23 protein-coding genes are annotated in these 25,078 nt (G+C 64.1%); 10 read left to right on the top strand and 13 right to left on the bottom strand.

All coding sequences use genetic code 11. From position 1 onward, the window contains the following. Positions 1 to 108: 108 nt before the first annotated feature. Positions 109 to 1,179, bottom strand: coding sequence for an SDR family oxidoreductase (locus tag GKZ68_RS05745; RefSeq protein ID WP_173111831.1), 1,071 nt, complete (start codon positions 1,177 to 1,179; stop codon positions 109 to 111). A gap of 144 nt (positions 1,180 to 1,323) precedes the next feature. Here GKZ68_RS05745 and GKZ68_RS05740 point away from each other — a divergent pair, with 144 nt between their 5' ends. The 4 genes from GKZ68_RS05740 (at position 1,324) to GKZ68_RS05730 (ending at position 4,593) form a co-directional block, all read left to right on the top strand. Then, positions 1,324 to 2,505, top strand: a complete 1,182-nt coding sequence (locus GKZ68_RS05740; RefSeq protein ID WP_173111828.1) for a 1-deoxy-D-xylulose-5-phosphate reductoisomerase — start codon at positions 1,324 to 1,326, stop codon at positions 2,503 to 2,505. 141 nt (positions 2,506 to 2,646) lie between these two features. Continuing rightward, positions 2,647 to 3,723: a site-2 protease family protein gene (locus tag GKZ68_RS05735; protein WP_367949204.1), complete on the top strand. Its 1,077-nt coding sequence runs from the start codon at positions 2,647 to 2,649 to the stop codon at positions 3,721 to 3,723. After that, the gene (locus tag GKZ68_RS22590) at positions 3,636 to 3,989 is read left to right on the top strand and encodes a site-2 protease family protein (protein ID WP_367949225.1); all 354 of its coding nucleotides are present in this window, start codon (positions 3,636 to 3,638) and stop codon (positions 3,987 to 3,989) included. Before GKZ68_RS05735 ends, GKZ68_RS22590 begins: the two co-directional genes overlap by 88 nt. A 97-nt stretch (positions 3,990 to 4,086) precedes the next feature. Further along, on the top strand, positions 4,087 to 4,593 hold the full coding sequence (locus GKZ68_RS05730; RefSeq protein WP_173111825.1) for a DUF6702 family protein: 507 nt from the start codon (positions 4,087 to 4,089) through the stop codon (positions 4,591 to 4,593). Positions 4,594 to 4,638: 45 nt separating this feature from the next. Here GKZ68_RS05730 and GKZ68_RS05725 read toward each other — a convergent pair whose 3' ends face one another. Next, positions 4,639 to 5,316: a DUF2461 domain-containing protein gene (locus tag GKZ68_RS05725; RefSeq protein ID WP_173111823.1), complete on the bottom strand. Its 678-nt coding sequence runs from the start codon at positions 5,314 to 5,316 to the stop codon at positions 4,639 to 4,641. A gap of 104 nt (positions 5,317 to 5,420) precedes the next feature. On the opposite strand from GKZ68_RS05725, the gene GKZ68_RS05720 reads away from it, so the two are divergent. The 3 genes from GKZ68_RS05720 to GKZ68_RS05710 all read left to right on the top strand — a co-directional run bounded on the left by GKZ68_RS05720 (position 5,421) and on the right by GKZ68_RS05710 (position 8,308). Further along, positions 5,421 to 6,143, top strand: coding sequence for a murein L,D-transpeptidase family protein (locus GKZ68_RS05720; RefSeq protein WP_173111820.1), 723 nt, complete (start codon positions 5,421 to 5,423; stop codon positions 6,141 to 6,143). A 60-nt stretch (positions 6,144 to 6,203) separates the two neighbouring features. Continuing rightward, the gene (locus tag GKZ68_RS05715; protein ID WP_173111817.1) at positions 6,204 to 7,319 is read left to right on the top strand and encodes a WD40 repeat domain-containing protein; all 1,116 of its coding nucleotides are present in this window, start codon (positions 6,204 to 6,206) and stop codon (positions 7,317 to 7,319) included. A 62-nt stretch (positions 7,320 to 7,381) separates the two neighbouring features. After that, complete coding sequence (locus tag GKZ68_RS05710; protein ID WP_173111814.1) at positions 7,382 to 8,308, top strand: FKBP-type peptidyl-prolyl cis-trans isomerase; 927 nt, start codon at positions 7,382 to 7,384, stop codon at positions 8,306 to 8,308. 80 nt (positions 8,309 to 8,388) lie between these two features. Here the strand turns inward: GKZ68_RS05710 and GKZ68_RS05705 are convergent, their stop codons facing one another. Next, on the bottom strand, positions 8,389 to 9,810 hold the full coding sequence (locus tag GKZ68_RS05705) for a DUF5723 family protein (protein ID WP_173111811.1): 1,422 nt from the start codon (positions 9,808 to 9,810) through the stop codon (positions 8,389 to 8,391). Between the two features lie 170 nt (positions 9,811 to 9,980). Here GKZ68_RS05705 and meaB point away from each other — a divergent pair, with 170 nt between their 5' ends. Further along, the gene (gene meaB / locus GKZ68_RS05700) at positions 9,981 to 10,967 is read left to right on the top strand and encodes a methylmalonyl Co-A mutase-associated GTPase MeaB (protein WP_254244176.1); all 987 of its coding nucleotides are present in this window, start codon (positions 9,981 to 9,983) and stop codon (positions 10,965 to 10,967) included. A 36-nt stretch (positions 10,968 to 11,003) separates the two neighbouring features. Here meaB and GKZ68_RS05695 read toward each other — a convergent pair whose 3' ends face one another. Then, positions 11,004 to 11,639: an MOSC domain-containing protein gene (locus tag GKZ68_RS05695; RefSeq protein ID WP_173111808.1), complete on the bottom strand. Its 636-nt coding sequence runs from the start codon at positions 11,637 to 11,639 to the stop codon at positions 11,004 to 11,006. Positions 11,640 to 11,689: 50 nt separating this feature from the next. Continuing rightward, positions 11,690 to 13,144: a polysaccharide lyase family 1 protein gene (locus GKZ68_RS05690; protein WP_173111806.1), complete on the bottom strand. Its 1,455-nt coding sequence runs from the start codon at positions 13,142 to 13,144 to the stop codon at positions 11,690 to 11,692. Between the two features lie 152 nt (positions 13,145 to 13,296). Here GKZ68_RS05690 and GKZ68_RS05685 point away from each other — a divergent pair, with 152 nt between their 5' ends. Together GKZ68_RS05685 and GKZ68_RS05680 are read left to right on the top strand one after the other, a co-directional pair. Beyond that, positions 13,297 to 13,947, top strand: coding sequence for a YoaK family protein (locus tag GKZ68_RS05685; RefSeq protein ID WP_173111802.1), 651 nt, complete (start codon positions 13,297 to 13,299; stop codon positions 13,945 to 13,947). 64 nt (positions 13,948 to 14,011) lie between these two features. Then, entirely contained in the window at positions 14,012 to 15,640 is a 1,629-nt protein-coding gene (locus GKZ68_RS05680) for a S8 family serine peptidase (protein WP_173111799.1), read from the top strand. A 4-nt stretch (positions 15,641 to 15,644) separates the two neighbouring features. On the opposite strand, the gene GKZ68_RS05675 is transcribed toward GKZ68_RS05680, so the two are convergent. The 8 genes from GKZ68_RS05675 to GKZ68_RS05640 all read right to left on the bottom strand — a co-directional run bounded on the left by GKZ68_RS05675 (position 15,645) and on the right by GKZ68_RS05640 (position 25,073). After that, complete coding sequence (locus tag GKZ68_RS05675; RefSeq protein WP_173111796.1) at positions 15,645 to 18,260, bottom strand: DUF5916 domain-containing protein; 2,616 nt, start codon at positions 18,258 to 18,260, stop codon at positions 15,645 to 15,647. Between the two features lie 155 nt (positions 18,261 to 18,415). Then, positions 18,416 to 19,090, bottom strand: coding sequence for a hypothetical protein (locus tag GKZ68_RS05670; protein ID WP_173111793.1), 675 nt, complete (start codon positions 19,088 to 19,090; stop codon positions 18,416 to 18,418). A gap of 45 nt (positions 19,091 to 19,135) precedes the next feature. Then, positions 19,136 to 20,005, bottom strand: coding sequence for a DUF4097 family beta strand repeat-containing protein (locus GKZ68_RS05665; RefSeq protein WP_173111790.1), 870 nt, complete (start codon positions 20,003 to 20,005; stop codon positions 19,136 to 19,138). Positions 20,006 to 20,106: 101 nt separating this feature from the next. After that, positions 20,107 to 20,889, bottom strand: a complete 783-nt coding sequence (locus GKZ68_RS05660) for a DUF4097 family beta strand repeat-containing protein (protein WP_173111787.1) — start codon at positions 20,887 to 20,889, stop codon at positions 20,107 to 20,109. A 141-nt stretch (positions 20,890 to 21,030) separates the two neighbouring features. Continuing rightward, positions 21,031 to 21,909 carry a HEAT repeat domain-containing protein gene (locus tag GKZ68_RS05655; RefSeq protein WP_173111784.1) on the bottom strand — a complete coding sequence of 293 codons (879 nt, stop codon included), beginning with the start codon at positions 21,907 to 21,909 and terminating at the stop codon, positions 21,031 to 21,033. A 54-nt stretch (positions 21,910 to 21,963) separates the two neighbouring features. Further along, positions 21,964 to 22,515, bottom strand: coding sequence for an RNA polymerase sigma factor (locus tag GKZ68_RS05650; RefSeq protein ID WP_173111781.1), 552 nt, complete (start codon positions 22,513 to 22,515; stop codon positions 21,964 to 21,966). A 192-nt stretch (positions 22,516 to 22,707) separates the two neighbouring features. After that, positions 22,708 to 23,856, bottom strand: a complete 1,149-nt coding sequence (locus tag GKZ68_RS05645; protein ID WP_173111778.1) for a hypothetical protein — start codon at positions 23,854 to 23,856, stop codon at positions 22,708 to 22,710. Beyond that, positions 23,838 to 25,073 (bottom strand): M56 family metallopeptidase, encoded by a 1,236-nt coding sequence (locus GKZ68_RS05640; RefSeq protein WP_173111776.1) that lies wholly within the window; start codon positions 25,071 to 25,073, stop codon positions 23,838 to 23,840. Before GKZ68_RS05640 ends, GKZ68_RS05645 begins: the two co-directional genes overlap by 19 nt. Positions 25,074 to 25,078 lie beyond the last annotated feature (5 nt).

Below are 25,078 nucleotides of genomic sequence, written 5' to 3'. Positions count from 1 at the left end.
CTAGCTCTACCGTCCCGATACCTGACTTAAAAAGAACGTCCTGCTTCAACAAGTTCAGCAGGACGTTCTTTTTTAGGTTCATGGGCTTTTACCCCAATTGCTGCCAGCTTAGTTATCTGTCACCGGCACGCGGGGTTCGTGAGCACCCGAGTCAAACGGTACGCCCGCATCTTTTAGCGGCGCTTTGTTGGCCAGAAACAGGCCAATGGTGGCGGCCAGGCCGGTAGCTACCACCACGCCGGCCACTACGGGGTTGAGGCGAGCGCGGGTGTAGAGGCTGGTTTCCATTACGTGGCCGGGGTTGTTGCCATGCACTTTGGCGTGGGGGCCGTTGGGACGGTGCAGCGAGCCGGCGGGGTCCTGGGCGCGGGTGCCTTGCTGCTTCTGCTGGGCCACGCCGGTTTTGGCTTCCACCCAGTCCATCACGCCGGGCACGTATTTATTCACGCTGCTCATGATTTTACCCCCGCCGCCCACGAATACATCGCGCATGGGGTTCACGGCGGCGTGCAGAATGGCATTGGCTACTTCCTCGGGCGCGTACACGGGCTGGGGCAGCTTGGGCTTTTCGGCCAGGTAGTTGCGGGCGTGCTCGGGGAAGGGCGTGTTGATGGCGGCGGGCTTGATAAGCGTCACCGATACGGGCGCCTTCTCATCGGCCAGCTCGATGCGCAGGGCATCGGTAAAGCCCTTCACAGCGTGCTTACTCGAGGCATACATACCCTGAATGGGTACCGACACGTCCGATACCACGCTGCCCAGGTTGATGAGCGCGCCGCCGTGCCGCTTGAGGTGCTTAATGGCCTCGAGCGACCCATTCACAATGCCCCAGAAGTTGGTGTCGTAGAGGCGCTTAAAATCTTCCAGGTTGCCCTGTTCGAGCTTGCCCCACATGCCTACGCCGGCGTTGTTGACCCAGGTATCGAATCCCCCAAAATTGGCATGGGCGGCGTGGTGAATGCGACGCACGGCGGCCGGGTCGGCCACGTCGGCGGCCACGGTCACGACCTGGCCGCCGAGCTGGCGGGCCACGGTATCGAGGTCGGGCTGCGAGCGGGCGGCCAGCACGAGGCGGGCGCCGGCCTTGGCCGCCGCCTTGGCCGTGGCAAGCCCGATGCCGCTAGTGGCGCCGGTAATGACAATTACTTGCTGGTCGAGGGGTTTGAGTTTGACGGACATTTGCAAAGAGGTTGGAAGGGAAAAGGACAGTTGGAACGGCCGGGCCGGACCTTCCCTTACGGGCTGCCGCGCCAAATGGATAACGTAGCCGCCGGGCCCGGCGGGATGGCCCTACCTTTGGGCTTCTATTCCCAACCCTCGCGTATGGCGGATTCTTTTTCTCAACAAGCTGCTCTTAAATCGCTGGCGCTGCTGGGCTCTACGGGTTCCATCGGCACGCAGGCCCTGGAAGTCGTGCGCGAGCAGCCGGGCCGGTTTCGGGTGGCGGTGCTTACGGCCGGGCGGCAGTGGCAATTGCTGGTGCAGCAGGCCCAGGAGTTTCGGCCGGCCGCCGTGGTTATCGGCGACGAGTTTTACCAGGAAGTGAAAGCCGCCCTGGCTAGCCAGCCCCAAACCCAGGTACTGGCCGGCGCCGCCGCCCTGGCCGAAGTGGTGCAGCGCCCCGACGTCGACGTAGTGCTCACGGCCCTGGTGGGCTACGCCGGGCTGGTGCCCACGGTGGCCGCCATCCGGGCGGGCAAAGCCATTGCCCTGGCCAATAAGGAAACCTTGGTAGTAGCCGGCGAGCTGGTTACCAAGCTGGTGCGCGCGCACGGCGTGGCGCTGCTGCCCGTCGATTCGGAGCACTCGGCCATCTTCCAGTGCTTAGCCGGCGAGGCCCAAAACCCCATCGAGAAAGTCATTCTTACCGCTTCGGGTGGGCCTTTTCGGGGGCGCGGGGCTAGCGAGCTGGCCCACATCACCAAAGCCCAGGCCCTGAAGCACCCCAACTGGACAATGGGCGCTAAAATCACCATCGACTCGGCTACGCTCATGAACAAGGGCCTCGAAGTAATCGAAGCCAAGTGGCTGTTTAACCTTGAAAATGACCAGATTGAAGCCGTCGTGCACCCCCAGAGCATCGTGCACTCGCTGGTGCAGTTTCAGGACGGCTCGCTGAAGGCGCAGCTCGGCCTGCCCGATATGAAGCTGCCCATTCAGTACGCGCTGGGCTACCCCGAGCGGCTGCGGAATAACTTTCCCCGCTTTTCGTTTCTCGACTATCCTACCCTCACTTTCGAGGCGCCCGACCTGGGCACGTTTCGGCACTTGCCGCTAGCCTACGCGGCCATGCGGCGCGGCGGCACGGCGGCCTGCGTGCTCAACGCGGCCAACGAAGTGGCGGTAGCCGCCTTTTTGCAGGATAAAGTCAGCTTTCTGGGCATGGCCGACGTGGTAGCCGGGAGCCTGGAAAGGGTGCCGTATCTTGCAGCCCCAACCCTAGCCGACTACGCCGCTACGGATGCCGAGGCGCGTAGAATCGCTACTGAGTTACTTGACAAATAATTACCTGACACCTGATACGTCTGTCATGCTGAGCTTGCCGAATCATCTTGCTCGCTTCGTTGAAAAGCGCTCGAAAGATGCGAGCGAGATGCTTCGGCAAGCTCAGCATGGCGGTTAGTTATTACCTACAAATCCCTCTCTTTGGAAATTCTCGTTATGATTGGCCAGCTGGTGCTGGGCCTCTCGCTATTGGTTGGCTTGCACGAATTTGGGCACTTCGCCTTCGCCAAGCTTTTTAAGATTAAAGTCACGAAGTTTTACATCTTCTTCGACTTCCTGTTTCCGCTGCCCCACGTCTGGAACTTCAGTCTGCTCAAGAAAAAAGTGGGCGAGACGGAGTACGGCATCGGCTGGTTTCCGCTGGGCGGCTATGTGGCCATTCACGGCATGGTGGACGAAACGCAGGACGCCGACGCCCTGGCCGGCCCGCCGCAGCCCGACGAGTTTCGGGCCAAGCCGGCCTGGCAGCGCCTGCTGGTGATGCTCGGGGGCATCATTATGAACGTGCTTACCGGCATCGTCATTTTTACGGCCCTCACCTACAAGCTGGGCGAAAGCTACCTGCCCGCCTCCGAGGCCCGCTACGGCGTAGTAACGACCCAGCTGGGCCGCGAAATGGGCTTCCGCGACGGCGACCAGATTGTAAAAATCAACGGCCGGCCCTTCGCCGAGTTCAACGACGTGTACGACCCCAACGTGCTGCTAGGGTCGGAAAGCTACTACACCGTGGAGCGCGGCGGCCAGCTCCTCGACCTGCCCAAGCTGCCCCCGCGCTTCATGGACAAGATGAGTAAGGCCGGCGACAGCCTGTTTGTGGAGCCGCGCCAGCCTTTCACCCTCAAGGAGGTAGTGCCCGGCAACCCGGCCGCCAAAGCCGGCATCGTGGCCGGCGACCGCATCACCCAAATCGGCACCACGCCCATTCAGTACTACGACGAGTTGCTGCGCACCCTGCCGCTTTACAAGGGCAAAACGGTGCCCGTGCAGGTGCAGCGCGCCGGCCAGACCCTGACCTTGCCCGTGGCCGTGAGCGCGACCGGTAAAATTGGGGTGCGCCCCGAGCCGCAGCTGCACTTCAGCACCCGCTACTACAGCCTGGGCGAGGCCGTGCCACAAGGCGTCAAAAAAGCATTCGGCGTTATCACCTTGCAAGCCAAGGCGTTTACGATGATTGCCAAGGGCCAGGCCTCGGCTTCGGAAAGCCTGGGGGGCCGGTAGAAATTGCCCAGCAGTTTGGTGGGCACTTCGACTGGCCGCACTTCTGGACCCTGGTGGGCATGCTGAGCATGGTGCTAGCCTTCATGAACCTGCTGCCCATTCCGGCCCTCGACGGCGGCCACGTGCTGTTTTTGCTCTACGAGATGATTCTGCGCCGCAAGCCGTCGGAGAAATTCCTGGAAGGCGCCCAGCGCGTGGGCACGGTGCTGATTCTGGCTTTGATGGTGTATGTGATTGTAATTAAGCAGGTAATGAAGCTGTTTTAAATTAATTTTAATTCTTTAAAACCCGGCTGTCATTGCGAGCGCAACGGTGTGGAGCGCGGCAATGACAGCCGGGTTTCTAAACGAGCCTTCCACTGCTATGCGCAAACTTCCCCTCCTGCTAAGCCTGCTGCTGGGCCTGCCCGGCGTGGCGGGCACCCGCCACGCCTACCACACCAGCATTCTGGAGCTGAAGCTGAACCCGCAGAAGCAGCAGGTAGAGCTGGCGCTGAAAGTCTTTACCGACGACTTCGCCAAGGCGCTTTCCAAGGGCCAGCCTAAAGCCGTAGACCTGCGCGAGCCCCGCGCCCTGCCCCTGGCCGAGCTGTATCTGCACCAGCACCTCAAGCTGCTGCTGCCCGCCGCCCCGCGCCAGCCGCGCCTGCCGCTCGATGTGCAGTTTCTAGGCCTCCAGCCCGAAAAGGATGCCTACTGGCTCTACGCCAAGGTGCCGCTGCCCCATGCTACCAAGGAACTGCTGTTGCAGCAGGGCGTATTACTCGACGAGTTTGCCGACCAGATGAACATCGTGAATGCCGAAGGCAACGGCAAGAAAATCAGTGCCCTGCTGCGCAACGGCCACGAAGAGGAAGTACTGAATTTTTAAGCAGAAACGTGCCACGGCGCGCTCCTACCCATAAGCCCCGGCACCCTAGCCGCCGTGGCTAGCCTCGCCCAGCCACTCGCCAAACGGCCCCAGCGCCCGCAGCGCCGCCAGCACATGCGCCCGGAAAGCCTCGGGCGATAGGCGGCGCACCTCGGCATCGGGCAACGTGTGCATGAGCAGAAACTGCTTGTGAAGCAGCCAGTTAGCTTCGGGGTGGCTAGCCTCGTAGTCGGGTGGCATCTTCCTGAGCTGCTCGCCGGCCAGGCCCCGCGGAAAAAACTGCCGGGCCGCGGGCGCGGCCAGCAAGGCGTGCAGGCCCTCGGGCGCGTAATCAATTTCCTGCCGGATGGCGGCCAGCTGCTCTTTGGTGGGCTCGTAGAGGCCGCCGGCCACGAGGGTCTGGCCGTTGGCGCCAATTTGCACGTAGCGGCCGGGCGCCTCCGAATGCTTGCCGCCAGCGGCAAAATAGGCCGAAAAGTGCGTTTTGTAGGGCACCTTTACTTTGGAAAAGCGCACGTCGCGGTAGATGCGGAAGATGCACTTCTTCGGGTCGAGGCCGGCCAGAGCGGGCTCATCCGGCACCAATTCACGCAGCCAGTAGGCCACATCCTGCTCAAAATCAGCACGCAGGCGGTCGTAGGTGGCTTTGTGGTCTTGAAACCAGTCGCGGTCGTTGTGCAGGGCGAGGTCGTGGAGGAAGTCGAGCAGGGCAGCGGGGTTCATGGCTGCAAAGATGCGGCCGCTAGCGGTGCGGCTAGCCCCGGCGCGCATACTAAGCGCTTTGCCCAGGGCGTTGTTCGGCGCCTTACTTGTTCAATCACTGCACCTTGCCCCGCCTTTTACTCCTGCTGCTGTGCACCCTAGCCGGGCCGGCCGCTGCCCAGGCGCCAGCGCCGGCACCCGCATCATTCTGGCCTCAACAGCTTGCTTACGCGCGGGTTCGGGCCGCGTATGCGCGCGGCTGGCCTGCCCTGGCCACCCAGCTGCAAGCCCAGCAGCTCGATTCGGCGCGGCTGGAAATATTCTTCCGGCTCATCAAAACCAGCCGGGTGCTGGAGGTGTGGGCGCGCAATCGGGGCGACGTGGTGTTTCGGCTGCTGCGGAGCTACCCACTGGCCGCCACCTCGGGTACGCTGGGCCCCAAGCGCCGGGCCGGCGATGGGCAGGTGCCCGAGGGCTTTTACACCATCAACCGCTTCAACCCCCAGAGTGCTTACCACCTCTCGCTTGGCCTCGACTACCCCACGGCCGATGACATTCTGGCCACCGGCCTGGCCGACCCCGGCGGCGACATTTTCCTGCACGGCTCCACCGTGACGGACGGCTGCCTGCCCCTTACCGACGCGGGTATCGAGGAAGTGTACCTGCTGGCCGTGGCGGCGCGGGCGGCCGGGCAGGCCAGCATTGCGGCGCATATTTTCCCGTTTCCGCTCACGGCCCCGGAGCTGGCGCGCCGGGCCGCTAGCCCCCACGCGGCCTTCTGGCAAGGGCTGGTGCCCGGCTACACGTACTTTGAAACGCACCACGCGCCGGCGCCGGCTAGCTACTAGCATCGGCCAGTCGGCACGGTTTTTTCGTTTAGCGGGATAATCACCCTGCTTTATTTGCTTATGAACCGGCTTTTGCTTGCGCTGCTAGCCTTCACATTTTTTACCCAAACTGCTAGGGCCCAGCGACCTACCGACAAATGGTATTTTGGCCACCAGGCCGGGCTCGACTTTAGCAGCGGCGCGCCCACACCGCTGCTCGACGGCGCCATGACTACCTACGAGGGCTGCGCCACGGCCACTACCAAGCGCGGCGAGCTGCTTTTTTACACCGATGGCCAGACCGTGTGGAACCGCCAGCACCAGCCCATGCCGGGCGGGCGCCACCTCATGGGCTCGGGCAGCAGCACGCAGTCGGCGCTCATCGTGCCCGACCCCGGCTCGGGCAATATCTTCTACATCTTCACGGTGGCGGCCCAGGGCGCGCCCGACGGCCTGCGCTACTCGGTGGTGGACATGACCCGCGACAATGGCCTCGGCGATGTACCGCGCGCCAACCTGCTGCTCATCACGCCGGTCGCGGAGAAGCTGGCCGCCGTGCGCCACCCCAACGGGCGCGACGTGTGGGTAGTGGCCCACCGCTGGAATTCCAACGCCTTCGTGTCGTACCTCGTCACGGCCGAGGGCGTGAGCTCGGGCAAGCCCATCCTGAGCAACGTGGGCAGCATGAATGCCGGCCCCGGCCGCAACGCCATCGGCGCGCTCAAATTCTCGCCTGATGGCACCAAGCTGGCCGCCGCGCTCTGGCGCGAAAACAACAAGTTTGAAGTCTACGACTTCAACCGCAACACCGGCAAGGTGAGCAATCCGCGCAGCTTCGGGCCCTACGAAGAAGCCTACGGTGTCGAGTTTTCGCCTGATGGCCGCTTGCTCTACGGCTCCTGCAATGGCAATACCAAGGACAAGAAAGTTGCCGCCGCCAGCGAGACCCAACTCGTGCAGTTCGACCTAAAAACCGGCAAAGCCAGCCAGGTAGGCCACTCCTCCAACCACAAGCTGGGCGCCTTACAGCGCGGGCCCGACGGCAAAATCTACGTGGCCCGCGAAGACAATTCCTTCCTGGGCGTGCTTGAGCAGCCCAACACCAGCGGCCCGGCCTGCCAGTACGTCGATGACGGCCTGAAGCTGGGTGGCCGCCGCAGCAAGCTCGGCCTGCCAGGATTTATTGCGGAGCCCTGAAACAACCGACAGCTGGCTAGCCCCAATGGCTGATTCGGGCGTATTTTTACAAAAAATAGCCAATGAAATCTTCCCTATTCGCTGCAAAATTTCGCCTCCTCGCCCTGCTCCTATTCGCCACGGGCAGCCTGCTCACGACTTCCTGTAAAAAAGACGACGCGGTGACCGACTATTCGGCCGCCGACGATGCTGCTATCAAGAAGTATCTGGCCGACAACTCGATAACTACCGCCCAGAAGCAGACGTCGGGCCTGTACTACGTGCCCGTAGTGACCAATGCCAGCGCCGCGCTGCCCAAGGCGGGCGAGGTAGTTTCGGTGCTCTACACCGGCACGCTGCTCAATGGCACCGTCTTTTTCTCTACTTCCCAGAATGATAATACGCCCGTCAGCTTTCAGCTGCTGCCCAACCAGGTTATTCCCGGGTTTGCCGAAGGCGTGAGCCTGATGCACAAGGGCGACAAAGCGGTATTCCTGATTCCGTCGGCGCTGGCCTTCGGCACGACGGGCTCGGGCACCACAGTGCCGGCCAACACAGTGGTGCGCTACGAAGTCCAACTGGTGGATATCAACCCGAGCTTTGCCGTGCCCGACGACAAGCTTATCCAGAAATACCTGACTAAGAATAATATCACCACGGCGCAGAAACAAGCTTCGGGTCTCTACTTCGTGCCCACCGTGAGCAACCCGAGCGGCACGCCGGCCAAGGCCGGCACTACGGCCTCGGTGCTTTACACCGGCCGGCTGCTCGACGGCACCGTCTTTGATGCTTCGTCGCAGCACGGCAACGCGCCCCTCACCTTCGTGGTGGGTGCTAATCCCAAGCAGCTCATCGCGGGCTTCGACGAAGGCGTGAGCTTGATGCGCAAGGGCGAAAAAGCTACGCTGCTCATTCCGTCGGGGCTGGCCTACGGCACCACGGGTGCCTCGCCCAGCATTGCCCCCAACACCGTTATCATCTTCGACGTCGAAGTGACCGACGTGAAGTAAGCGCCCGGTTAGCCAGACAAAGCGGCCCGGCCTGGCACTTGCCAAGCCGGGCCGCTTTGCGTAGGGCGAGCTGGCTAGCCCTAGCTCTTGCCAATCTTAAACCGCAGCACGCCAAGCGCTACCGAGGCATACGGGCTCTTCTCCGAAAAATAGCCCAGCACGCTGCGGGTGCTGAAACCCGCCTCCCACACCGGCGTAACGAAGGTGAAACCGAGCGGCACATTCAGGCTGTAGCCCGCGCCGCCGCTCAGGCCCGAGCTCAGGCGCAGCCAGCGCCGGGGCTTGTAGTCGAGGCCCGCCCCAATGAAGGGCGCCGGCAGGTTGCCAGCCACCTGGTTGAGCGGCACCGTTACGTCGAGGCCCGCCTCAAAAAGTTCCGAGATGCGCACGCCGCCGCCCAGGCGCAGCTTGGTGGGCAGGCTAGCCCGGCGCTCCTGGGCCGTTTGGTAAGTAAAAAGCGTCTGGCCGCTGGCCCCGAACTGGTTGACTACATCCCGGATAACATCGTAGGTGGTGAGGCCGCTGTACTGCGGAAAGCGCAGGCTCTGGTCGGTGGCCGTCACCACATTGCCGGTCCAGGTCATCGAGCCCATGTCCGTCACGGCCACGCCCAGGCGCACAAACCTGCCCACTTCGGCGGCTAGCCCCAGGTCGAAGCCATTGCCCGTGCCCACGGGCCGCAAGCCGCTGCCGCTGGCGTAGTTGAACGTCGGGCTGCCGGCCAGGCTGCCGTAGTTAATATTAAAAATGGGCGACAGCGACGAATAGGCCGCCAGGCTGCCGCCGCTGATGCGCACATCGGCCACGCCCACGCCCTGAAGGTAGCGGTAGCCTGCCCCAGCCGTGAGCCTGAACACGCCCGGCACGTCGAGCACCTCCACCCCGTAGCCCACGTTAAACTCGTTGGTGAGGGCCAGCTGCATTTCGGTACCGTCGAGCGCGGCCGAGAGCAGCGGCGGCGTGCTGCCGCTGCGCGGGTTGCCGGCCGCATCGTAGTACTGCTGCACCAGGGCCGCCTGCTGGCCATTTACCAGAATGTCGGCGCTGTTTTGGTTGAGGGCCACGTGGCCGCTCAACCGCTGGTGCACCGACACGGCTAGCCCACCCAGGCCGGGCGGCAGCGTGAACGCCAGTCCAAAAGCCGTGGCGTCAGCATTGATATTCAACGCGTTCGGGCTAGCAAGATTTGCTGCCAGCGAAGTGCGCTCGGCAGCGGTGAGCTGGTCGTTGGGGTGAAAAACCAGCTTCTTGAACTGGCTGTTGGTGAGCGACTGCGAGCCCACACCCGCGCCCACCTCGCCTACCGTGAACGACACCAGGCTCGTGCCCTGCCGGCCCAGGTTGGCCGGGTTGATACCCAGCGCCTGATAATCGAGCGCAAACGTGGTAGCCACGCCGCCCCGGCCGGTAGCCGAGAAATTGCTCAGCTCGTTTTGGGCCAGGGCGGGCATAGTGGCTAGGCCGGCTAGCGCGGCTGGCAGCAGTAAAAAGGGTTTTTTCATAGCAAAAAGCAGTGCGCGCCAGTGTGGGCAGCGGCGGCAAAACTACGGGTACCCTACCCGAGGCCAACCCAAAACTCGACCGATGCACACCTACGCAAGGCCATTGACGCACCTGGCTATCCAAGTGGCGCCCCGCGCCCCGGCTTGCGCGCGGTGCGTATTTTGCAGCCGTGCCCCCTCCCATTCTCTCCGCCGCCGACTATGCCCAGGGCCTCGCCGCCGGGCAGCGCGGCACCCTGGCCCGCGCTATCACACTGGTCGAAAGTACCTTGCCCCAGCACCAAGCCCTGGCCCAGCAGGTGCTGCAAGCCGTGCTGCCCCGCACCGGCGGCGCGCTGCGGCTCGGCATCACGGGCGTGCCGGGCGTAGGCAAAAGCACCTTTATTGAGGCGCTGGGGCTGTATCTGGTCGATAAGCTGGGTAAGAAGCTGGCCGTGCTGGCCGTAGACCCCAGCTCACCGCGCGGCGGCGGCAGCATCTTGGGCGATAAAACCCGGATGCCGCAGCTCACGCTGCACCCGCGGGCGTTCATCCGGCCCTCGCCGGCCAGCGGCAGCCTGGGCGGCGTGGCCCGCGCCACCCGCGAGGCCCTGCTGCTGTGCGAAGCGGCCGGCTACGACGTCATCTTCGTCGAAACCGTGGGCGTGGGCCAGAGCGAAGTGGCCGTGCACGGCCTGGTCGATTTCTTCCTGCTGCTGCTGCTGGCCGGCGCCGGCGACGAGCTGCAGGGCGTGAAGCGCGGCATCATGGAAATGGCCGACGCCCTGCTCATCACCAAGGCCGACCACGGCAACGAGGCCGCCGCCCGCCGCGCGGTGCGCGACTACGAGGGCGCGTTGCACCTTTTCCCGCCCGCCGCCAGCGGCTGGACGGTGCCCGTGCGCACCTGCTCGGCCCTCACCGGCGCGGGCCTGCCCGAAGCCTGGCAGCTCATCGAGGCCTACGCCGCCCAAACCCAGGCTAGCGGCTACTGGCAGCAGCGCCGCGCCCAGCAGCAACTGCAGTGGCTCGACGAAGCCGTGCGCCAGGCCCTGGAGGCGCAGTTCTACGGCCGGGCCGGGGTGCAGCAGGCGCTGCCCGGCGTGCGGCAGGCCGTGGCCGCCGGGCAGCTCACCCCGTGGGCGGCGGCGGGGCAGCTGTTAGCTAATCAGGCTTAATACTCAGCACTCCACGGGATAGGGCTAGCGGGTATCTTAATTAAGTAACAGCCGTAGACGCTCTTGCCATGACGGTGATAGGTAGGGCGTGGCCAGCAAGGCCCGTACCAGCCCTTGGTCGTGCGAACCAGGGGCCAGGCACGTCACCATATCCTGAATAGTGACCGCGTGAGGCGAGCGTTCAATTAAACTGATTGTGTCACCGGCCTCCAATACACCCGGCTGTTGCACCCGAAAATAAATGCCGCTGCGGCCGGCCTGCTCAAATTCCCGCACCACGGTCGGCCGCTGCAGGCGAATACCCAGCTTTACGCACGGACGCCGAGGCTGCATAGCCTGCAGCACCGCCGTACCCATGCGGAAACAATCACCTAGCCGCACTTCAGATTCCAGCAGCCCTATAGTTGTGAGGTTTTCGCCAAAGGCACCCGGCACCAACAAGTCGACTGGCAGATACTGTTGCCAGAAAGAATAATGCTCGTGAGGATAGGCATACACGGCTTTGTCGCGCCCGCCGTGCACGCGCAGGTCAGCTTGCCCATCGCCAGCCAAGTGCTCAGACAGCACCTGCACCGCGCCCACTGTGGGTTGCTTAAAAATGCTGGTGCGCACAATTTTACCTTGCCAAGCAATGTCTTGCGGCAACGCCACGTTGACGGAAAGTAGCTTCATGCGACAAAGTAACGCTATGCATTACGTCATCGCCAGCACCTACTTACCCGCTAGCTCCGCCAAATACACTTCCAGCATCGGATACCCCCCGCGCCAACCTTTGCTCGGTCACCAGCATCCCTGGGGTTGAGCTTGTGGGCTAACTCCCAGGCGTCGGGCAGGCCATCGTGGTCGGTGTCGGCGGGGGCGGGCTTAGTGGCTAGCACCGGCCAGGCTTTTTGCGATGCGCTGTAGGGCGTGCCGTGGGGGTAGCCGCCCTGCACGTCGATGAGGCGGCCGGTGCGGGTGCGCACCTCGCGCACCATGCGCTGGTCGAGGGTATCGCGCAGGGGGCGGCTAGCCCCGGCGCCGGCCAGCACGAGTTCGTAGGCCTGGGCGGCGGGCTGGGTCGTGACGGGGCCGAGGTCGAAGGGCTGGCTAGCCTGGGCCAGCACGGTATCGGCGCGGGTACCGCCGTTCATGTCCACGCCGCGCCAGTTGTGGGCGGTTACTTCAGCGCTAGCCTCCTGGTAGTTACCGGCCAGGTAAAACTTGCCGTAGGGCAGCGGGTTCGAGCCTTTTTCGAGCTTGTAGGGGTTCAGCAGGCGGGCACGCACGGCAGCTTTGGTGCTGGGGCCGGGCTTATAGTAATTGTTGACGATGTTGTAGTTACCACCCTCACCCGCATACACGTTATTCTCGCCCCAGTCGTAGATGACGTTGTTGCGGAAGTCGCAGTTTTCGTAGCCGGCCGGGTGGGTGTAGCGGCTGCCGTTGAAGCGCGGCGTGCGCGAGTTGCAGTGCACAAATAGGTTGTGGTGCATAGTGGCGTGCTGCCCACCCCAAATGCCGCCGTAGCCGTGGTGCTCGTAGTCTTTGTCGCCCGCCTCGAAGTGGTACGAGTAGTTGAGCGGCGGCCCGACGAGGTTCCAACTCAGGGTGGTGCTATCGCCCTCGTACACCGAAAACGCCTCGTCGGTGCTCCAGCTCATCGAGCAGTGGTCGATAATAAGCTGGCGGTTGCGCAGGCCGCCGAAGGCGTCGTCGCCGCCCGCGCCATCCTTGAAGCCTTGGTTCTGGTTCTTATCGCCCATCCGGAACCGGATAAAGCGCACAATCACGTTGTTGGCCTTCACCTGCACCGGGTAGTCGGCCAGGCAAATGCCGCCACCGGGCGCCGTCTGGCCCGCGATGGTCGTATTGGCCTTGTTGAACGTGAGCGGCGAGAGCAGGTGAATGGTCCCCGACACCCGAAACACGATGGTGCGGGCCGGCGCTTTTTGCTCGCTCAGCTGCACGGCGTAGCGCAGGCTGCCGGGCTGGTTGTCATCCCGCAAGTTTGTCACTTCGAGCACCGTAGTGGGCTGGGCGGCCGTGCCCCGGCCGCCGGTGGTGAAGCGCCCCGCGCCCTCGGCCCCCGGAAAGGCTAGCAGCGGCGCGGGCGGCGCAGTGCCCAGGCGCAGGCCCCAGCCGGTGGCCATCGTAGTCAGCAAAAGCGCGTGGCGCAGTCCAAAGCCGGGCAGCATATCGGGTAGAAAAAGGGGTGGGAAGAAGCGGCGGGCTGCAAATATGACCGGCTAGCCCCACGTGCTAGCCTGCTAGGGCGCATTTCTTTGCGCAATCGTTGTCGGCAACGTTGCCACTGGCGGCCGTAGCGGCGCGGCACTATCCTATTTCTATGCCAGGCACCTCTCCTACTTCCTCGCACCTGCCCCTGGGCGCCCTGAGCTTCACGCTGGCCCTGGTGGCGCTGGCCGGCTACGTCGATGCCGTGGGCTACCTGCGGTTTGCGGGGCTCTTCGTATCATTTATGAGCGGCAATACCACCTCGCTGGGCGTGGCCATGGCCCAGGAAAATGTAGGCAAGGCCGGTGAGCTCGCCGGCGTAGTGGCACTATTCGTGGCGGGCGTGGTGGGCGGCAGCCTGCTGCACCGCTGGGCCGGCTCGTGGGGCAACACCTTGATTTTATTGGCAATAGCGGCCTTACTGCTGCTAGCCTACACCTGGCCGGCGGCTACTATTGCTTGCCTGGTGCTTGCCATGGGCGCGCTCAATGCCTCGGTGCACGAGGTGGGCCGCGTCAAAGTCAGCCTCACGTTTGTGACGGGCACGCTCGTGCGCTTTGGCACAGGCCTGGCCGACTGGCTCAGCGGCCAGGCCCCGGCCCAGGACTGGCTCTGGCCGGTCATGCTGTGGCTGGCTTTTCTGGCTGGGGCGCTGGACGGGGCGGCGGCTTTGCACCAGCTGGGTCCCCTAGCGCTGCCGCTGGCCGCCGGCCTCAGCCTGGCGCTGGCGACCGGGGCGCGCCGCGTGCGAGGCACCAATTAGGCGGGTTACTAACTGGCGCTTAGCTTCGCGGCCGGCTTTTATTCTTATTCCCAAATCACCGCATATGGCTTCAAGTGCTACTCGTTCATTTTTTCTGCGTTTGGGCCTGGGCGGCGTACTAGCCGGGGCAGCCCTCACGGCACGGGCCCAAGCCGTGCTTACCCCCATTCAGCGCTGGCAGCACCTTGACCAGCAGGCCGATGGCGTGCCCGGCATTAGCGCCGACCGCGCCTACCGTGAGCTGCTGGCGGGACGCACGGCCACGCCGGTGCTGGTGGCCGTTATCGACTCGGGTATCGACTCGGCCCACGCCGAGCTGAAGCCTATTTTGTGGCGCAATGCCAAAGAAGTAGCTGGCAATGGCCAAGACGACGACCACAACGGCTACGTAGACGACGTGCGGGGCTGGAATTTTTTAGGTGGCAAGGATGGCCAGAACGTGGGCTTCGAGCGCCTGGAGCAGGTGCGCCTCTACGCTCAGTTGCGCCCGCAGTTTGAAGGAAAAAAGCGAAAAAACGTGGCGCCGGCCGAGCAGGCGCAGTTTGACCTTTACGAAAAAGTAAAGGCCAGCTACGAGAAAACCCGCCTGACCGAAGAAGAGCGCTACAACCGCCTACGCGGAGCCCTAGCCAGCAACACGGCCATCTATACGCAGGTCAAAAGCGAGCTGGGCGTGCCGCTGCTCGACCTGGAAGTGCTGCGCCAGGCCAGCCTCACGCGACCCGACGTGAAGTACGCCACCCCGCTTTACAACTTCTTGCAAAAGAATAACTTCGCTAGCGCCGAGGTAGCGCTCAAGGACTTGCGCGAGGCCGTGGAGCACTACCAGAACCGGGTGGAGAAGAACCTGAACCTGGCCTATAACCCGCGCCCGCTGGTGGGCGACGACCCCACCAACCTGACCCAGACCGGCTACGGCAACCCCGACAGCCAGGGCCCCGACGCCTCGCACGGCACGCACTGCGCGGGCATTATCGGGGCCGTGCGCACCGACCAGCGGGGCGTGGAGGGCGTGGCCGGGGCCGTGCGCATCATGAGCGTGCGGGCCGTGCCTAGCGGCGACGAGCGCGACAAAGACGTGGCCAACGCCATTCGCTACGCCGTCGATAATGGGGCCCAGATTATTAGCATGAGCTTTGGCAAAGACTTCTCGCCCGACAAGGCCACCGTGGATGCCGCCATGCAGTATGCCGAGCAAAAGGGGGTGCTGCTGGTGCACGCCGCCGGCAATGACAGCCGCAACATCGACACCGATACCGGCTACCCCTCGGCCCGCTACCTCAGCGGCGAGCTCATTCCGAACCTGCTCACGGTGGGCGCCAGCAGCCGCACCAACACTGCCGAGCTGGCGGGCAGCTTCTCCAACTTCGGCCCGCAGAGCGTTGACCTGTTTGCGCCGGGCGTCGATATCTACTCCTGCGCGCCCGGCAACACCTACGCTACCCACAGCGGCACCAGCATGGCCGCGCCGGTAGTGGCGGGCGTGGCGGCGGTGCTCAAGGCTTATTTCCCTCAGCTCACGGCCGCCCAGCTCAAGCAGTGCCTGGTGCAGTCGGCGGTGCCCTACCACACCAAGGTGGCGCAGCCGGGCTCCAAAACGCTGGTCGATTTTGCCAGCCTCTCGCGCTCAGGCGGCATCGTCAATCTCTACGCGGCCGTGCAGCAGGCCGCGCTGCTCACGGCTGCCCACTAGGGGGCTAGGCCCGGCGCCGCGCCCGCAGCGTCAGGTAGTCGAGGTAATACAGTACCTTGATGGACACGTTATTATTGTGCGGGGTATTGGCCACGTTGGCCAGGTTGTCGAAGTAAAGCGGCGTGGCCTCGTTGCCGAGCAGGTAGCTGGCGGTGGCGTCTTTATACACCAGGCTCACCTGCGAGCCGGGCGCAAACCACCACACCAGCGAGGCATCCACGTTGAAGGCGTTGAAGCTCGTGTCGTGGTTGCGCTGGTAGCCGGGCAGCTCCTCCTCCGCGCCACCGGGCCGCAGGCGGGCAAAGTCGAAGTAGCGCACCGCGCTCACGTAGTGCCGGATGCGCATCGTAAACGAAATCCGGTTGGTGAAGGTGTAGTTGGTCGTGAGCGTGTTGGTAAAGGTGGTCACGTTGCGCCGGCCCAGCAGCACGTCGGGGCCCAGCAGCGCGCTGTACGTTTGGTCGATGGGCTGGCTTACATCAAAGCCATCATTGACGTAGCCTACCTGGTTCACTTTCAAGCTATAATCAAACGTGTAGCGAAAATTCAGCTTATCGCTCACGCGGTACCGGGGGCTCAGGGTGAGGCCGAAGCCGTAGCGGCGCGGCCGGTCAGGGAGGCGGTCGTCGAGGGCGTAGGGCCGGATGCCCGCGTTCACATCGTAAGCCAGCTTCTTGCGGTAGTCCGACGAGGCAAACGCGCCCAGGTTAAAGCTGGTGGGCACCCGCACGTAGTAGGCCCCGAGCGGCGAGGTGCGCGGCTCATAAAAATCGTGCTTGAAGAGGTCGAGGTTTACGTTGAAGCCCGTCGTCAGGAAGCTCTTGGTGAAGGTGGTGTTGGCGTTGCCGTAAATACCCGCGTTCTGGTAGAGCAGAGGCTGAAACAGGGCCGAGTGGTACACACCCAGCGAAGAATAGAAGTTGTTTACCTTCCAGAACGACTGGTACTTGTTGTAATTCACGGTGGCCGACTGGCTCACGTTGTTGTTGCCAAACAGGATACCCAGGTCGTTGGGGTTGTAGGTATCCGACTCGATGCCGTGGTCCACGTTCCAGGTCCAGTTGCCCGAAATCTTGCCGTAGTTGAGGTAGTATTTGTAGCCGTGCGGGTCGCTCACCGGCGTTTCGGAGTACATATTCAGGCCGCGCCGCTGCGAATAGTTGAGCTGGCCCTGGAAAGCATACTGGTTTTTCTTGTCTACGAAGCGGAAGAGGCCGGCCGTCACGTTGGCGTCGTAGGTGCTGCCGGCGCGCGTCACGTTGGTGTTGATGAGCGACACGTAAGAATTGTGCGGCAGGCTCTGGTCGAGCACCACGATGTTGTAGTTGGTCAGCGGCTGGGTCAGCACGTCGCGCTGCCGGCCGCTGGCCGAGTCCTGCACCGTGGCGTAGCTGGCCGCCGACACGGCATTAAACACCCCAATGCCCAGGCCCTTGCTGGTGCGCCCCGATACCTTGGTGGCATTGAGCAGGCGCGTCACGCCGGGGTTGTGGTAGAGAAATTCGCCCTTATTCAGGGCGCCTCCCTGCCCGGCTAGCCCCGCCACGTCGTTGAAGCCCAGCGGCTGCGCCCCCACCCGCCGCGAGTAAAACAGGCCGCCTTTGTTGAAAAGCTCGGTGCCCTCAGTAAAAAACGGCCGGTTTTCCTGATACTGCACCTCGAAGGGCGAGAGGTTGAGCACCTGGTTGTCGCTGATAGTCTGCCCGAAATCGGGCACCAGCGTGGCATCGAGCGTAAAGCTCTCATTGATACCCCACTTGAGGTCGGCCCCGGCATTGAAGCTGGTGCTGGTGTTGCGCTTGCCTTGCTCGTTGTAGGGGTAGTGGTTGGCGTAGGCACTCACGTAGGGCGTGAGCGAGAGGCGCAGCGGCGGGTGCAGGTTTTCGAGGTTGGTGAGCTCGCCCCACTGGTTCACGAACCCATCCACCTGCGGCTGAATGGGATTCCAGAAGAACTGCTGGTTATCTTTTTTGCGCTGGCGCATGAAGTTCACGCCCCAGGTTTGGACCGGCGCCGGCGCAAAGCGAATGGCCGAGTACGGAATCCGAATTTCGACGCTCCAGCCCTTGCCGCCGGGCAGCAGCGCCACGCGGCTGTCCCACACGGCGTTCCAGGCACCATCCTCGCCGTTGGCGGGCGAGTAGCGGTTATCTATCTGTACGCCCGTGCTTTGCACGATAAAGCCGTAGCCGTTAAGGTGGTCGCGGTAAGGGTCGAGAAAAATGGCGAAGAAATCGGTGTTGCCGCCGTTGTCGCGCTGGGTCAGCTCGCGCTTGATGCTGTCGGGGCTTACTTCAACTAGCTTGGCACCCACGTACAGCGCCGCATCGTCGTAGAGCACGCGCACTTCGGTGGGCAGGCGCTCGGGCCGGCCGGGGCGCGGCTTGAATTCCGTAAACTGCCCGGCTACGGGGGCCGTAGCCCAGGCCGCGTCGTCGAGCAGGCCATCGAGCTTGACGGGGCTAGCCGTGCGCTGGGCCGCCAGCTGGCGGCGCGGGGTGGCCGTGGCCGCCGGAGCGGCAGGCAGGCTTGTTTGGGCGGCGGCCGGGCTAGCTCCGGCCAGGCAACAGCAGCCCAGCAACAGGCCAAAAAGCCACTGCTTAGCTAGAAAAGAAACCATGGTGGGTGGGTGAATTTAACGGGCAGCAGGGCCATAGACACGGGAATAAGCCCGGCCGTTGTCTGGCACCCTAAGTATTTTTTCAGGCGGTTCGTAGTGGGCCGGGCGCCGGGCCGGCCGGCGCGTTGGCTGGGGTCGGGCCCCAGGGCTAGCCCCTATTCCACTACCAGGTTGTAAACCACGAAGTGGGTGATTTTAAATTTCGCAAACCACTCGTTCACTGGCACTTTACTTTGAATCACGTCGCAATACAGGAGGTAATCGCCAGACTTGTAAGGCAGGGTGTAAACTAAAAACGGCACTTTTTTGCCCACCGGAAACGTATGCGCGGCGGTAGGCTGCTGGCCGGGCACGGGCGGCCCCAGCGACTTCAGCGCTTTATAGGTCCACAGATTTGGGCTCAGGCGGTAGCGGGCGCTTTGGCCGGGCAGGGCCGTGAAGGTTTTTTCGACACCCCCGGCGGCGTAATAAAATTGATTGAGCAGGGTGGTTTCGGTGGCCTGATGGGCAAAGGCGTCCATGGTAAAATTGCCTAGCTTATCGAAGCGCGGCTGCCGGGTGGGGCTGCCGGTCAGCTCCTGCTCGGGGCCAGCCACCCCGTTGATAACTTCTTGGTAGGTAAGGTGAAACCGCTGGCCGGCTAACCCGGGGCTGCGCGCTTCGATGTGCCACTTCTCGACATGCAGTACGTTGGCCATCAACTGGTGCAGCTCGGGGTTGTCAGAGCCGGGGCGGATGGTGATAGTCATGCTGTCGGGCCGGGCGGCGCTAGCCTGCGCCAGCGCAGCAAAGGGCAGCCCAGAATCTAGCAGCAGGATAACGCTTTTCATAACTACTTTCTTCCTGCAATATATTTAGCCATCACCGCCCCAGCGCTAGGGTTGCTTGCGGAAGAAGATGTCGCCGCTCACCGATTCGAGCTTCACCAGGGGGCCGCCACCGTGGCCGTAGCTGCCGTGCAGCTGGTAGCCCACGTAGCTGCGCGCTTTCAGGTTGCTGAAGCTCACGGCCGGGTCGGCGTAGACCTCGCCCGAGATGGATTTCAGGCTCAGCTCGGCGGCCTTGGCAGGCGGCCAGCTCAAGTCCACATCACCGCTGACACTCATGGCCTCTATTGCGCTGCCGCTCACTTGGTTGAGCTTCACATCGCCACTCACGCTGCGCACATTAACCGGACCGGTGAGGGCGCTCAGCAGCAGGTCGCCGCTCACGGTCTTGACAGTGATGGCGCCACCCAAGCCGCTCAGGTCCACATCGCCGCTGAGGGTGCTGATGCGCAGGGCCGCGCCGGCGGGCATGGTCACGTCGTAGTCGATTTTGGCGCAGTAGCTGTACTCGCCCTGGTGGTAGCTCACGGTGGGGCGCAGCCCGCCGGTTTTGCCCGAGCGGGTGTAGCCGCCGTGCAGGCCGCCATTCGAGTTGTTGCGGCTACCGCCTTCACAATCACCTTGGTAATGGCTCTGGCGCAGCTTGTCTTCGTCGAGCTTTTCGACTACGCTCAGCTCGCCGTCGCCTTTTTCCAGCGCCAGGCTGTAGAGGTCGTTTTGGGCATTATCGTTGATGGTGACCTTCGCCTGCACGCTGAGGCTAGCCCCCGGCCGCACCCGAATGGTGTGGGCGTATTTGAGGTCCAAGTACACGCCCTGGCCGGCGGCCAGGCTAGCAGTTTGGGTTACTACGCGCTGGGCCAGGGCCGGGCGCAGGCCACCGAGCAGCAGCAGGGCAGCGAATAAAAAACGATTCATGGTGAAGGAGTTAAGCTCTGATGGATAAAGTAGAAAATACCGTCATCGCGAGCACAGCGAAGCAATGACAAGGCCCGCCCCGTTTTTATGGGGAGCCGCTACTACTTGGCCTTGCGCACAAACACGTCGCCGCTCACCGATTTGAGCGAGAAGCTGGCGCCGCCGCCGTTGGCCCGGCCCTCCACGGTTTGGCCGCCCACGTGGCGCAGGCCGTTGCCCCCGTCGAGATTGAGGTCGAAGTCGGTGTAGATTTCGCCCGAAATCGAGCGCATGGAGAGCGTCACTTTGGCATTGGCGGGTAGTGTCACGTCCACGTCGCCGCTCACCGAGGTAATGGCGCTGGGCTGGCTAGGGGTGGCGCTGAATTGCACCTTGATGTCGCCGCTCACGGTATTGGCCACCACCGGGCCGCTCACGTTCAGCAGGCGCATATCGCCCGAGAGCAGCCGCGCTTCGATGCGCCCGCTCAGGTCGCGGATAGTGAGGTCGTCAGAGCCGCCCATGGGGTCCGAGTTGAAGAGCACATCGGTCTGGCGCGGCACACGCACTGTGTAGTGGCCGTCGCTGTGCGAGGCGCGGGCCACCCGCAGGGTATTAGCGCCCTCGGTCGTCACGGCCAAGCCCAGGTGCGTGTTGTCGACCCCGCCGCTGTAGATGGGGCGCAGGCCAATGGCCGAGGACGGGGGCGCCTCAAAATGGCCGGTGCCCCGGATTTGCAGTTCATCGCCGCTGTAGCCTTCCACCGTCACGTCGCTGCCGCGCAGGTCGAGCACCACTTTGCGGTTAGTAGCATTGGGAAATCTCATTTTAAACTCCTGGGCGCGCAGGGCGGCCGGCAGGGCCAGCCCGAGGGCTAGCAGCGGAAGTAGAACAAACTTTTTCATAAGAGGAGGGCGAAAGAAAAAACCAGGCAGCCAGCAAAGCGCGGTGGCACCACGCTCCCCCACCCGCTGCCAAAACCTGCGCGGTGGGATTTTCCAGAGGCGGCGTGCCACGCCGCTTGGCAATCAGGTAGCTTATTGTTATTAAATCAATTGACCCAGGCCGCTCTCGGCTTGCAGGCGCACGGCGGGCAGGGCGTCGCGCTTTTGGGCTAGCTCTTCGAGCTGGGGCACGGCGCGCTTTTCGCGCAGCGTTACGAGGGCATCGATGAGGGTAATCTGCACGTTGGGGTCGGTTTGCAGGGGCAAGGCCTCCACCAGGGCCGGGCCCACGCGCGGGTCGTTGCGCAGGCGCACCAGCGCCTCGCAGGCGGCCAGCCGCACGTTGGGATTGGGGTCGGTATCAAGCGTGTGAATAAGGGTAAGCACGGCCGGGTCGTTGGGCTCCGTCACGAGGGCCGGGGCCTGGCTCACCAGCTGCAAGCGCTGGCTGGCCGTGGCCGGCTGCTGCCGCGCCGCCGCCAGCTTAGTCGACAGCGTTTGTTGCGGTGGCTGGTCGGCCTGGGCCAGCGGGGCGGCCGGCTGGCCACCGCGCAGCAGCAGGCCCAGGATGGCGCCCACCGCCACCAGCGCCACGCTAGCCGCCACCCGGAGCCACTGCTGGTTAAAGCTGATTTTCTGACTATTAGCCGCCTGCTCGGAAGCCGGAGCGGCTAGCGCCTGGCCACCACGCTGGGCGGTCAGCCCGGTGGGCGAAGCTGCGGCCAGCTTCGCCATTTCTTGCTCCAGCAGGGCCTGAAAGTCGTCGCGCATGGCTAGCGGGGGCAATTCGGCGGGCAGCGCGTCGAGGTCGTTGAAGAGTTGGCGCAGCTCGGCTAGCTCGGCCTGGCAGGCGGGGCAAGCCGGCAAGTGCGCCGCCAGGTGCGCCGCCTCGGGGGGCAGCGGCTGGCCGTCGGCCAGCTCGGGCAGCCAGAGCCGCAGCTCGGCGCAGGCGGGGTCAGTTAGGTGAGAGTTGATAGACACTAGCGTAAGGATAAATTGTGAGGCGGCAAAGAGTAGCTATTTCTAATCAACCTGTTAGCTTAAGTAAATCCTTCTTAACGCATCCAGCGCCCGGTGGGCCTTGACCCTGGCCGCGCCGGCGGTGCAGCCCAGCTGCTCGCCGATTTCGGCGTAGTCGAAGCCCTGGAAGCGGTGCAGCAGCAGCACCTCGCGCTGGGCGGCGGGCAGCAGGGCCAGCGCTTCGTGCAGGGCCTGGTGCTGGTCGGTGGCGGCGCGCTGGGCCTGGGCGGCGCGGCCGTGGGCAGCGGTTTTTTCTACTTCTTCCAGGTCGGCGCTGGGGCGCTGGCGCTGGTAGTGGTCGGCCCACACGTGGCGGGCCAGCTGGTAGACCCAGGCCCGGAAGGGCTGGCCCGGCTGGTAGCTGGCGCGGTAGCGCAGCACCCGCACAAACACGTTCTGGGTCAGGTCCTGGGCCAGGTCGCGGTCGCCGTTGGCCAGCCTAGCCAGGAAGCCGAAAAGCGGGCCGTGGTAGCGCTCAAACAGCCCGGTCAGCTGGTCGAGGTCGCCGGCCTGCACCTGAGCCATCAAAGCTTCGTCGCTGAGCGCAGTAACGGTGGTGGCAGGCATAGGGGCGGCGGTAAAAGAAGGGGAAGCGGCAGGTTTTGCAGGGAGTACCGGCGAGGTAGCCATTCGTTACAGCGAGGAGTAAAATATTTTACAAAAAGTCTAAATCCGGCCGCGGTGGGCACAAAAAAGCGGGCTGGCCATCTGTCCTTCCAGATAACCAGCCCGCTCACCATCAGCCTATTGGCTAAGTGGCTACTCCTCGTTCACGTTGATATTAAAAGTTGATGACTTGCCCTTGCCGCTCGCCGGCTGGCCTAGCAGCTGGCGGTAGCGCGCCACCTGGGCGGGGGTCAGGTCTTTGCCATTCACGCGCCCACCCTTGCCGGTGAGCTGGAAGGAGTAGCTGCGGTCATCTTTGCCGATGAGGCCATCTTGGCGCAAGGCCCCGCGCAGCTTTTCGGTTTTGGGGGCGGGCGGCGCGGGCGGGGGTGGCGGCGCCTGGGGCGACATAGGCCCTAGCGGGGCCAGCGGGGCGCGGGGCGGGCGCGGCGGCCGAGACGGCGTGGGCCGGCCGGCGCGCCCGTCAAGGGCACGCAGCTCGTCCTCAGCGGCGGCAATGCGGGCGCGCAGCTCGGCCCGGCGGGCACTCGATTCGGCCCGGTTGGCGTCGCGCTCGGCATCGCGGACAGCCCGTTCAGCATCACGTTCAGCGTCGCGGACAGCCCGCTCGGCGTCGCGCTCGGCATTGCGTTCGGCGTCGCGCTCCAGCTGGCGGGCATCTTCGCCGCCGGAGTTTCTTACCGTCCCGTTTATCTTCACGCTGACATACCCTCGCTTATTGCGCTCCAGATGAAAGACGGGGTGCGAGGCGTGGCCAGCGGCCGCACTATTCACATCGATGTGAAACTCCCGGACCTCGCGGCCATCCTGCAGCACCCGCACACGGGGGTCTTCCTTATCCAGCTTGCGCAGTTCTTTTTCCATTTCCTGGCGCTGCTCGGTGGTCAGGTCGGGGTTTCGCATGGCCTCGGCCAAGCCCTGGCGGGCGGCGCGCAGCGCCTCATTGGTTATCGCATTAGTCGAAAAATTGAAGCTGAACGAACGGGCTTCCGGCCGTTCGGGGCGGTCGGGCATTTCGGGGCGTTCAAGGCGCTCCAGCCGCTCGATGCGTAGGGGCTGGGCCGGCACGGTAACCACCTCCACAGTGCGCACTTTTTTGGCCCGCTTGGCTTTTTTGCCCGAGGCTTCGGTTTCGACGCGCTGGCCGTCCACGGTCAGGTTCACCACGCGGCCTTTTTTGTCCTTCTCAATTACGACGGTGCTGGCCCCTCCCCGACGCGGCGTTGGCCGCACCCGACGAATGCGCACCTCCGGCTCGTCATTCACCATTTCTGCGCGCACTTCCTGCTGAATTTGCTGAGGCTCGGGGCATCGGGCGTCGGCGGCGCAGGGGGCACCGGCGGCAACGGGGGCGCTACGGCCACCCGGCGCCGGGCCGTATCGGCGGGCGCCGTCTGGCCCGGCACCGTTTGGGTTGGGCGGGCAGCCAGCACTACGCCCGTGCTCAGGCCCAGCAAGCCCAGCAGCGTGAGCGAACCAGCCAGCAAACGCTCGCTCATACTAGGCGCTTGGGGCCGGCCTAGCGCCAGGCGGCGCACTCGGGCTAGCAGGCCACCGCGCCCAGCGGCGCCCGCCGCGGCCAGCGCCAGGCGCGGGGCGGCAGTTGGGAAGGCTTCCAGTTCGGCCAGGGCGGCCAGGGCGCGGGCCACGCGCAGGTCATCGCCGCCACAAAGGGCAGCGGCTTGGTCGTCGCAGCAGTTTTCGCGCTCGGCGCGCAGGCAGGTGGCCATAAACCACACGGCGGGATGGTAGAAGAACAGGACTTCGGCCACAGCCAGGCCCAGGTTGAGCAGGTAGTCGCGGCGCACAATGTGCGCCAGCTCATGGGCTAGCAAGGCTTCGAGCAAGGCCGGGCTCAGGCCCGCCACGGCCCCTAGCGGCAGCAGAATTACCGGCCGTAAATGCCCCAGCACCACCGGCCCGGCCACCCGCGCCGATTCGAGCAAGGCCACCGGCCGGCGCACCCCGGCGCGGCTGGCTAGGGTGGCTAGGCGCTGCTGCCACTCGGCGCCCAGTGCCTGGGTACCGGCGCGGCGCAGCCGGCTAGCATAGAGCAGGCCGCCGGCCAGGCGGCCACTCATCAGCACCAGGCCTACTAGCCAGGCTATTACTACCAGTGGCAGGTAGGCTTCGAGTCGGTGGGCATTGGCTCGTAGCAACGTAAGCGGAGTGCCGGGCGCCATAGCGCTGGCGGTTGCCACTGGCTCGGTAAGCGCCGCAGCCAGGCTAGCCGGCGCGGCTACGGTAGTCAAAGCAGGGCTGGCCACCTCTACCCCCGCCACTACTGGCACGGGCGAGCTTTGGTAGTAAAAGCCAAACGTGAGGCTCACTACCAGCACCAGGCTGGCCAGCGCCCCGGCCGAAGCCGCGTAGCGCACCTCGGCGCGCTGGCGGCGCAGCAGCGGCAGCACGCCCGCCAGCAACAGGGCTAGCACCCCACCCTGCCACACCGAGTGCAGTAGCGCGTAGCCCAGCGCCCGCACCAGTGCGGGCGACAAAACTT

This window comes from Hymenobacter sp. BRD128, from assembly GCF_013256625.1.
GTDB lineage: Bacteria > Bacteroidota > Bacteroidia > Cytophagales > Hymenobacteraceae > Hymenobacter.
Note: the sequence above shows the minus strand (reverse complement) of the source record. Positions and strands in the feature narration are given on the sequence as shown.

Coding starts and splice junctions, on each gene's coding strand:
- GKZ68_RS05745 (WP_173111831.1), bottom strand. CDS start 1,179: ATGTCCGTCAAACTCAAACCCCTCGACCAGCAAGTAATTGTCATTACC.
- GKZ68_RS05740 (WP_173111828.1), top strand. CDS start 1,324: ATGGCGGATTCTTTTTCTCAACAAGCTGCTCTTAAATCGCTGGCGCTG.
- GKZ68_RS05730 (WP_173111825.1), top strand. CDS start 4,087: ATGCGCAAACTTCCCCTCCTGCTAAGCCTGCTGCTGGGCCTGCCCGGC.
- GKZ68_RS05725 (WP_173111823.1), bottom strand. CDS start 5,316: ATGAACCCCGCTGCCCTGCTCGACTTCCTCCACGACCTCGCCCTGCAC.
- GKZ68_RS05715 (WP_173111817.1), top strand. CDS start 6,204: ATGAACCGGCTTTTGCTTGCGCTGCTAGCCTTCACATTTTTTACCCAA.
- GKZ68_RS05710 (WP_173111814.1), top strand. CDS start 7,382: ATGAAATCTTCCCTATTCGCTGCAAAATTTCGCCTCCTCGCCCTGCTC.
- GKZ68_RS05705 (WP_173111811.1), bottom strand. CDS start 9,810: ATGAAAAAACCCTTTTTACTGCTGCCAGCCGCGCTAGCCGGCCTAGCC.
- GKZ68_RS05695 (WP_173111808.1), bottom strand. CDS start 11,639: ATGAAGCTACTTTCCGTCAACGTGGCGTTGCCGCAAGACATTGCTTGG.
- GKZ68_RS05690 (WP_173111806.1), bottom strand. CDS start 13,144: ATGCTGCCCGGCTTTGGACTGCGCCACGCGCTTTTGCTGACTACGATG.
- GKZ68_RS05685 (WP_173111802.1), top strand. CDS start 13,297: ATGCCAGGCACCTCTCCTACTTCCTCGCACCTGCCCCTGGGCGCCCTG.
- GKZ68_RS05680 (WP_173111799.1), top strand. CDS start 14,012: ATGGCTTCAAGTGCTACTCGTTCATTTTTTCTGCGTTTGGGCCTGGGC.
- GKZ68_RS05675 (WP_173111796.1), bottom strand. CDS start 18,260: ATGGTTTCTTTTCTAGCTAAGCAGTGGCTTTTTGGCCTGTTGCTGGGC.
- GKZ68_RS05670 (WP_173111793.1), bottom strand. CDS start 19,090: ATGAAAAGCGTTATCCTGCTGCTAGATTCTGGGCTGCCCTTTGCTGCG.
- GKZ68_RS05665 (WP_173111790.1), bottom strand. CDS start 20,005: ATGAATCGTTTTTTATTCGCTGCCCTGCTGCTGCTCGGTGGCCTGCGC.
- GKZ68_RS05660 (WP_173111787.1), bottom strand. CDS start 20,889: ATGAAAAAGTTTGTTCTACTTCCGCTGCTAGCCCTCGGGCTGGCCCTG.
- GKZ68_RS05650 (WP_173111781.1), bottom strand. CDS start 22,515: ATGCCTGCCACCACCGTTACTGCGCTCAGCGACGAAGCTTTGATGGCT.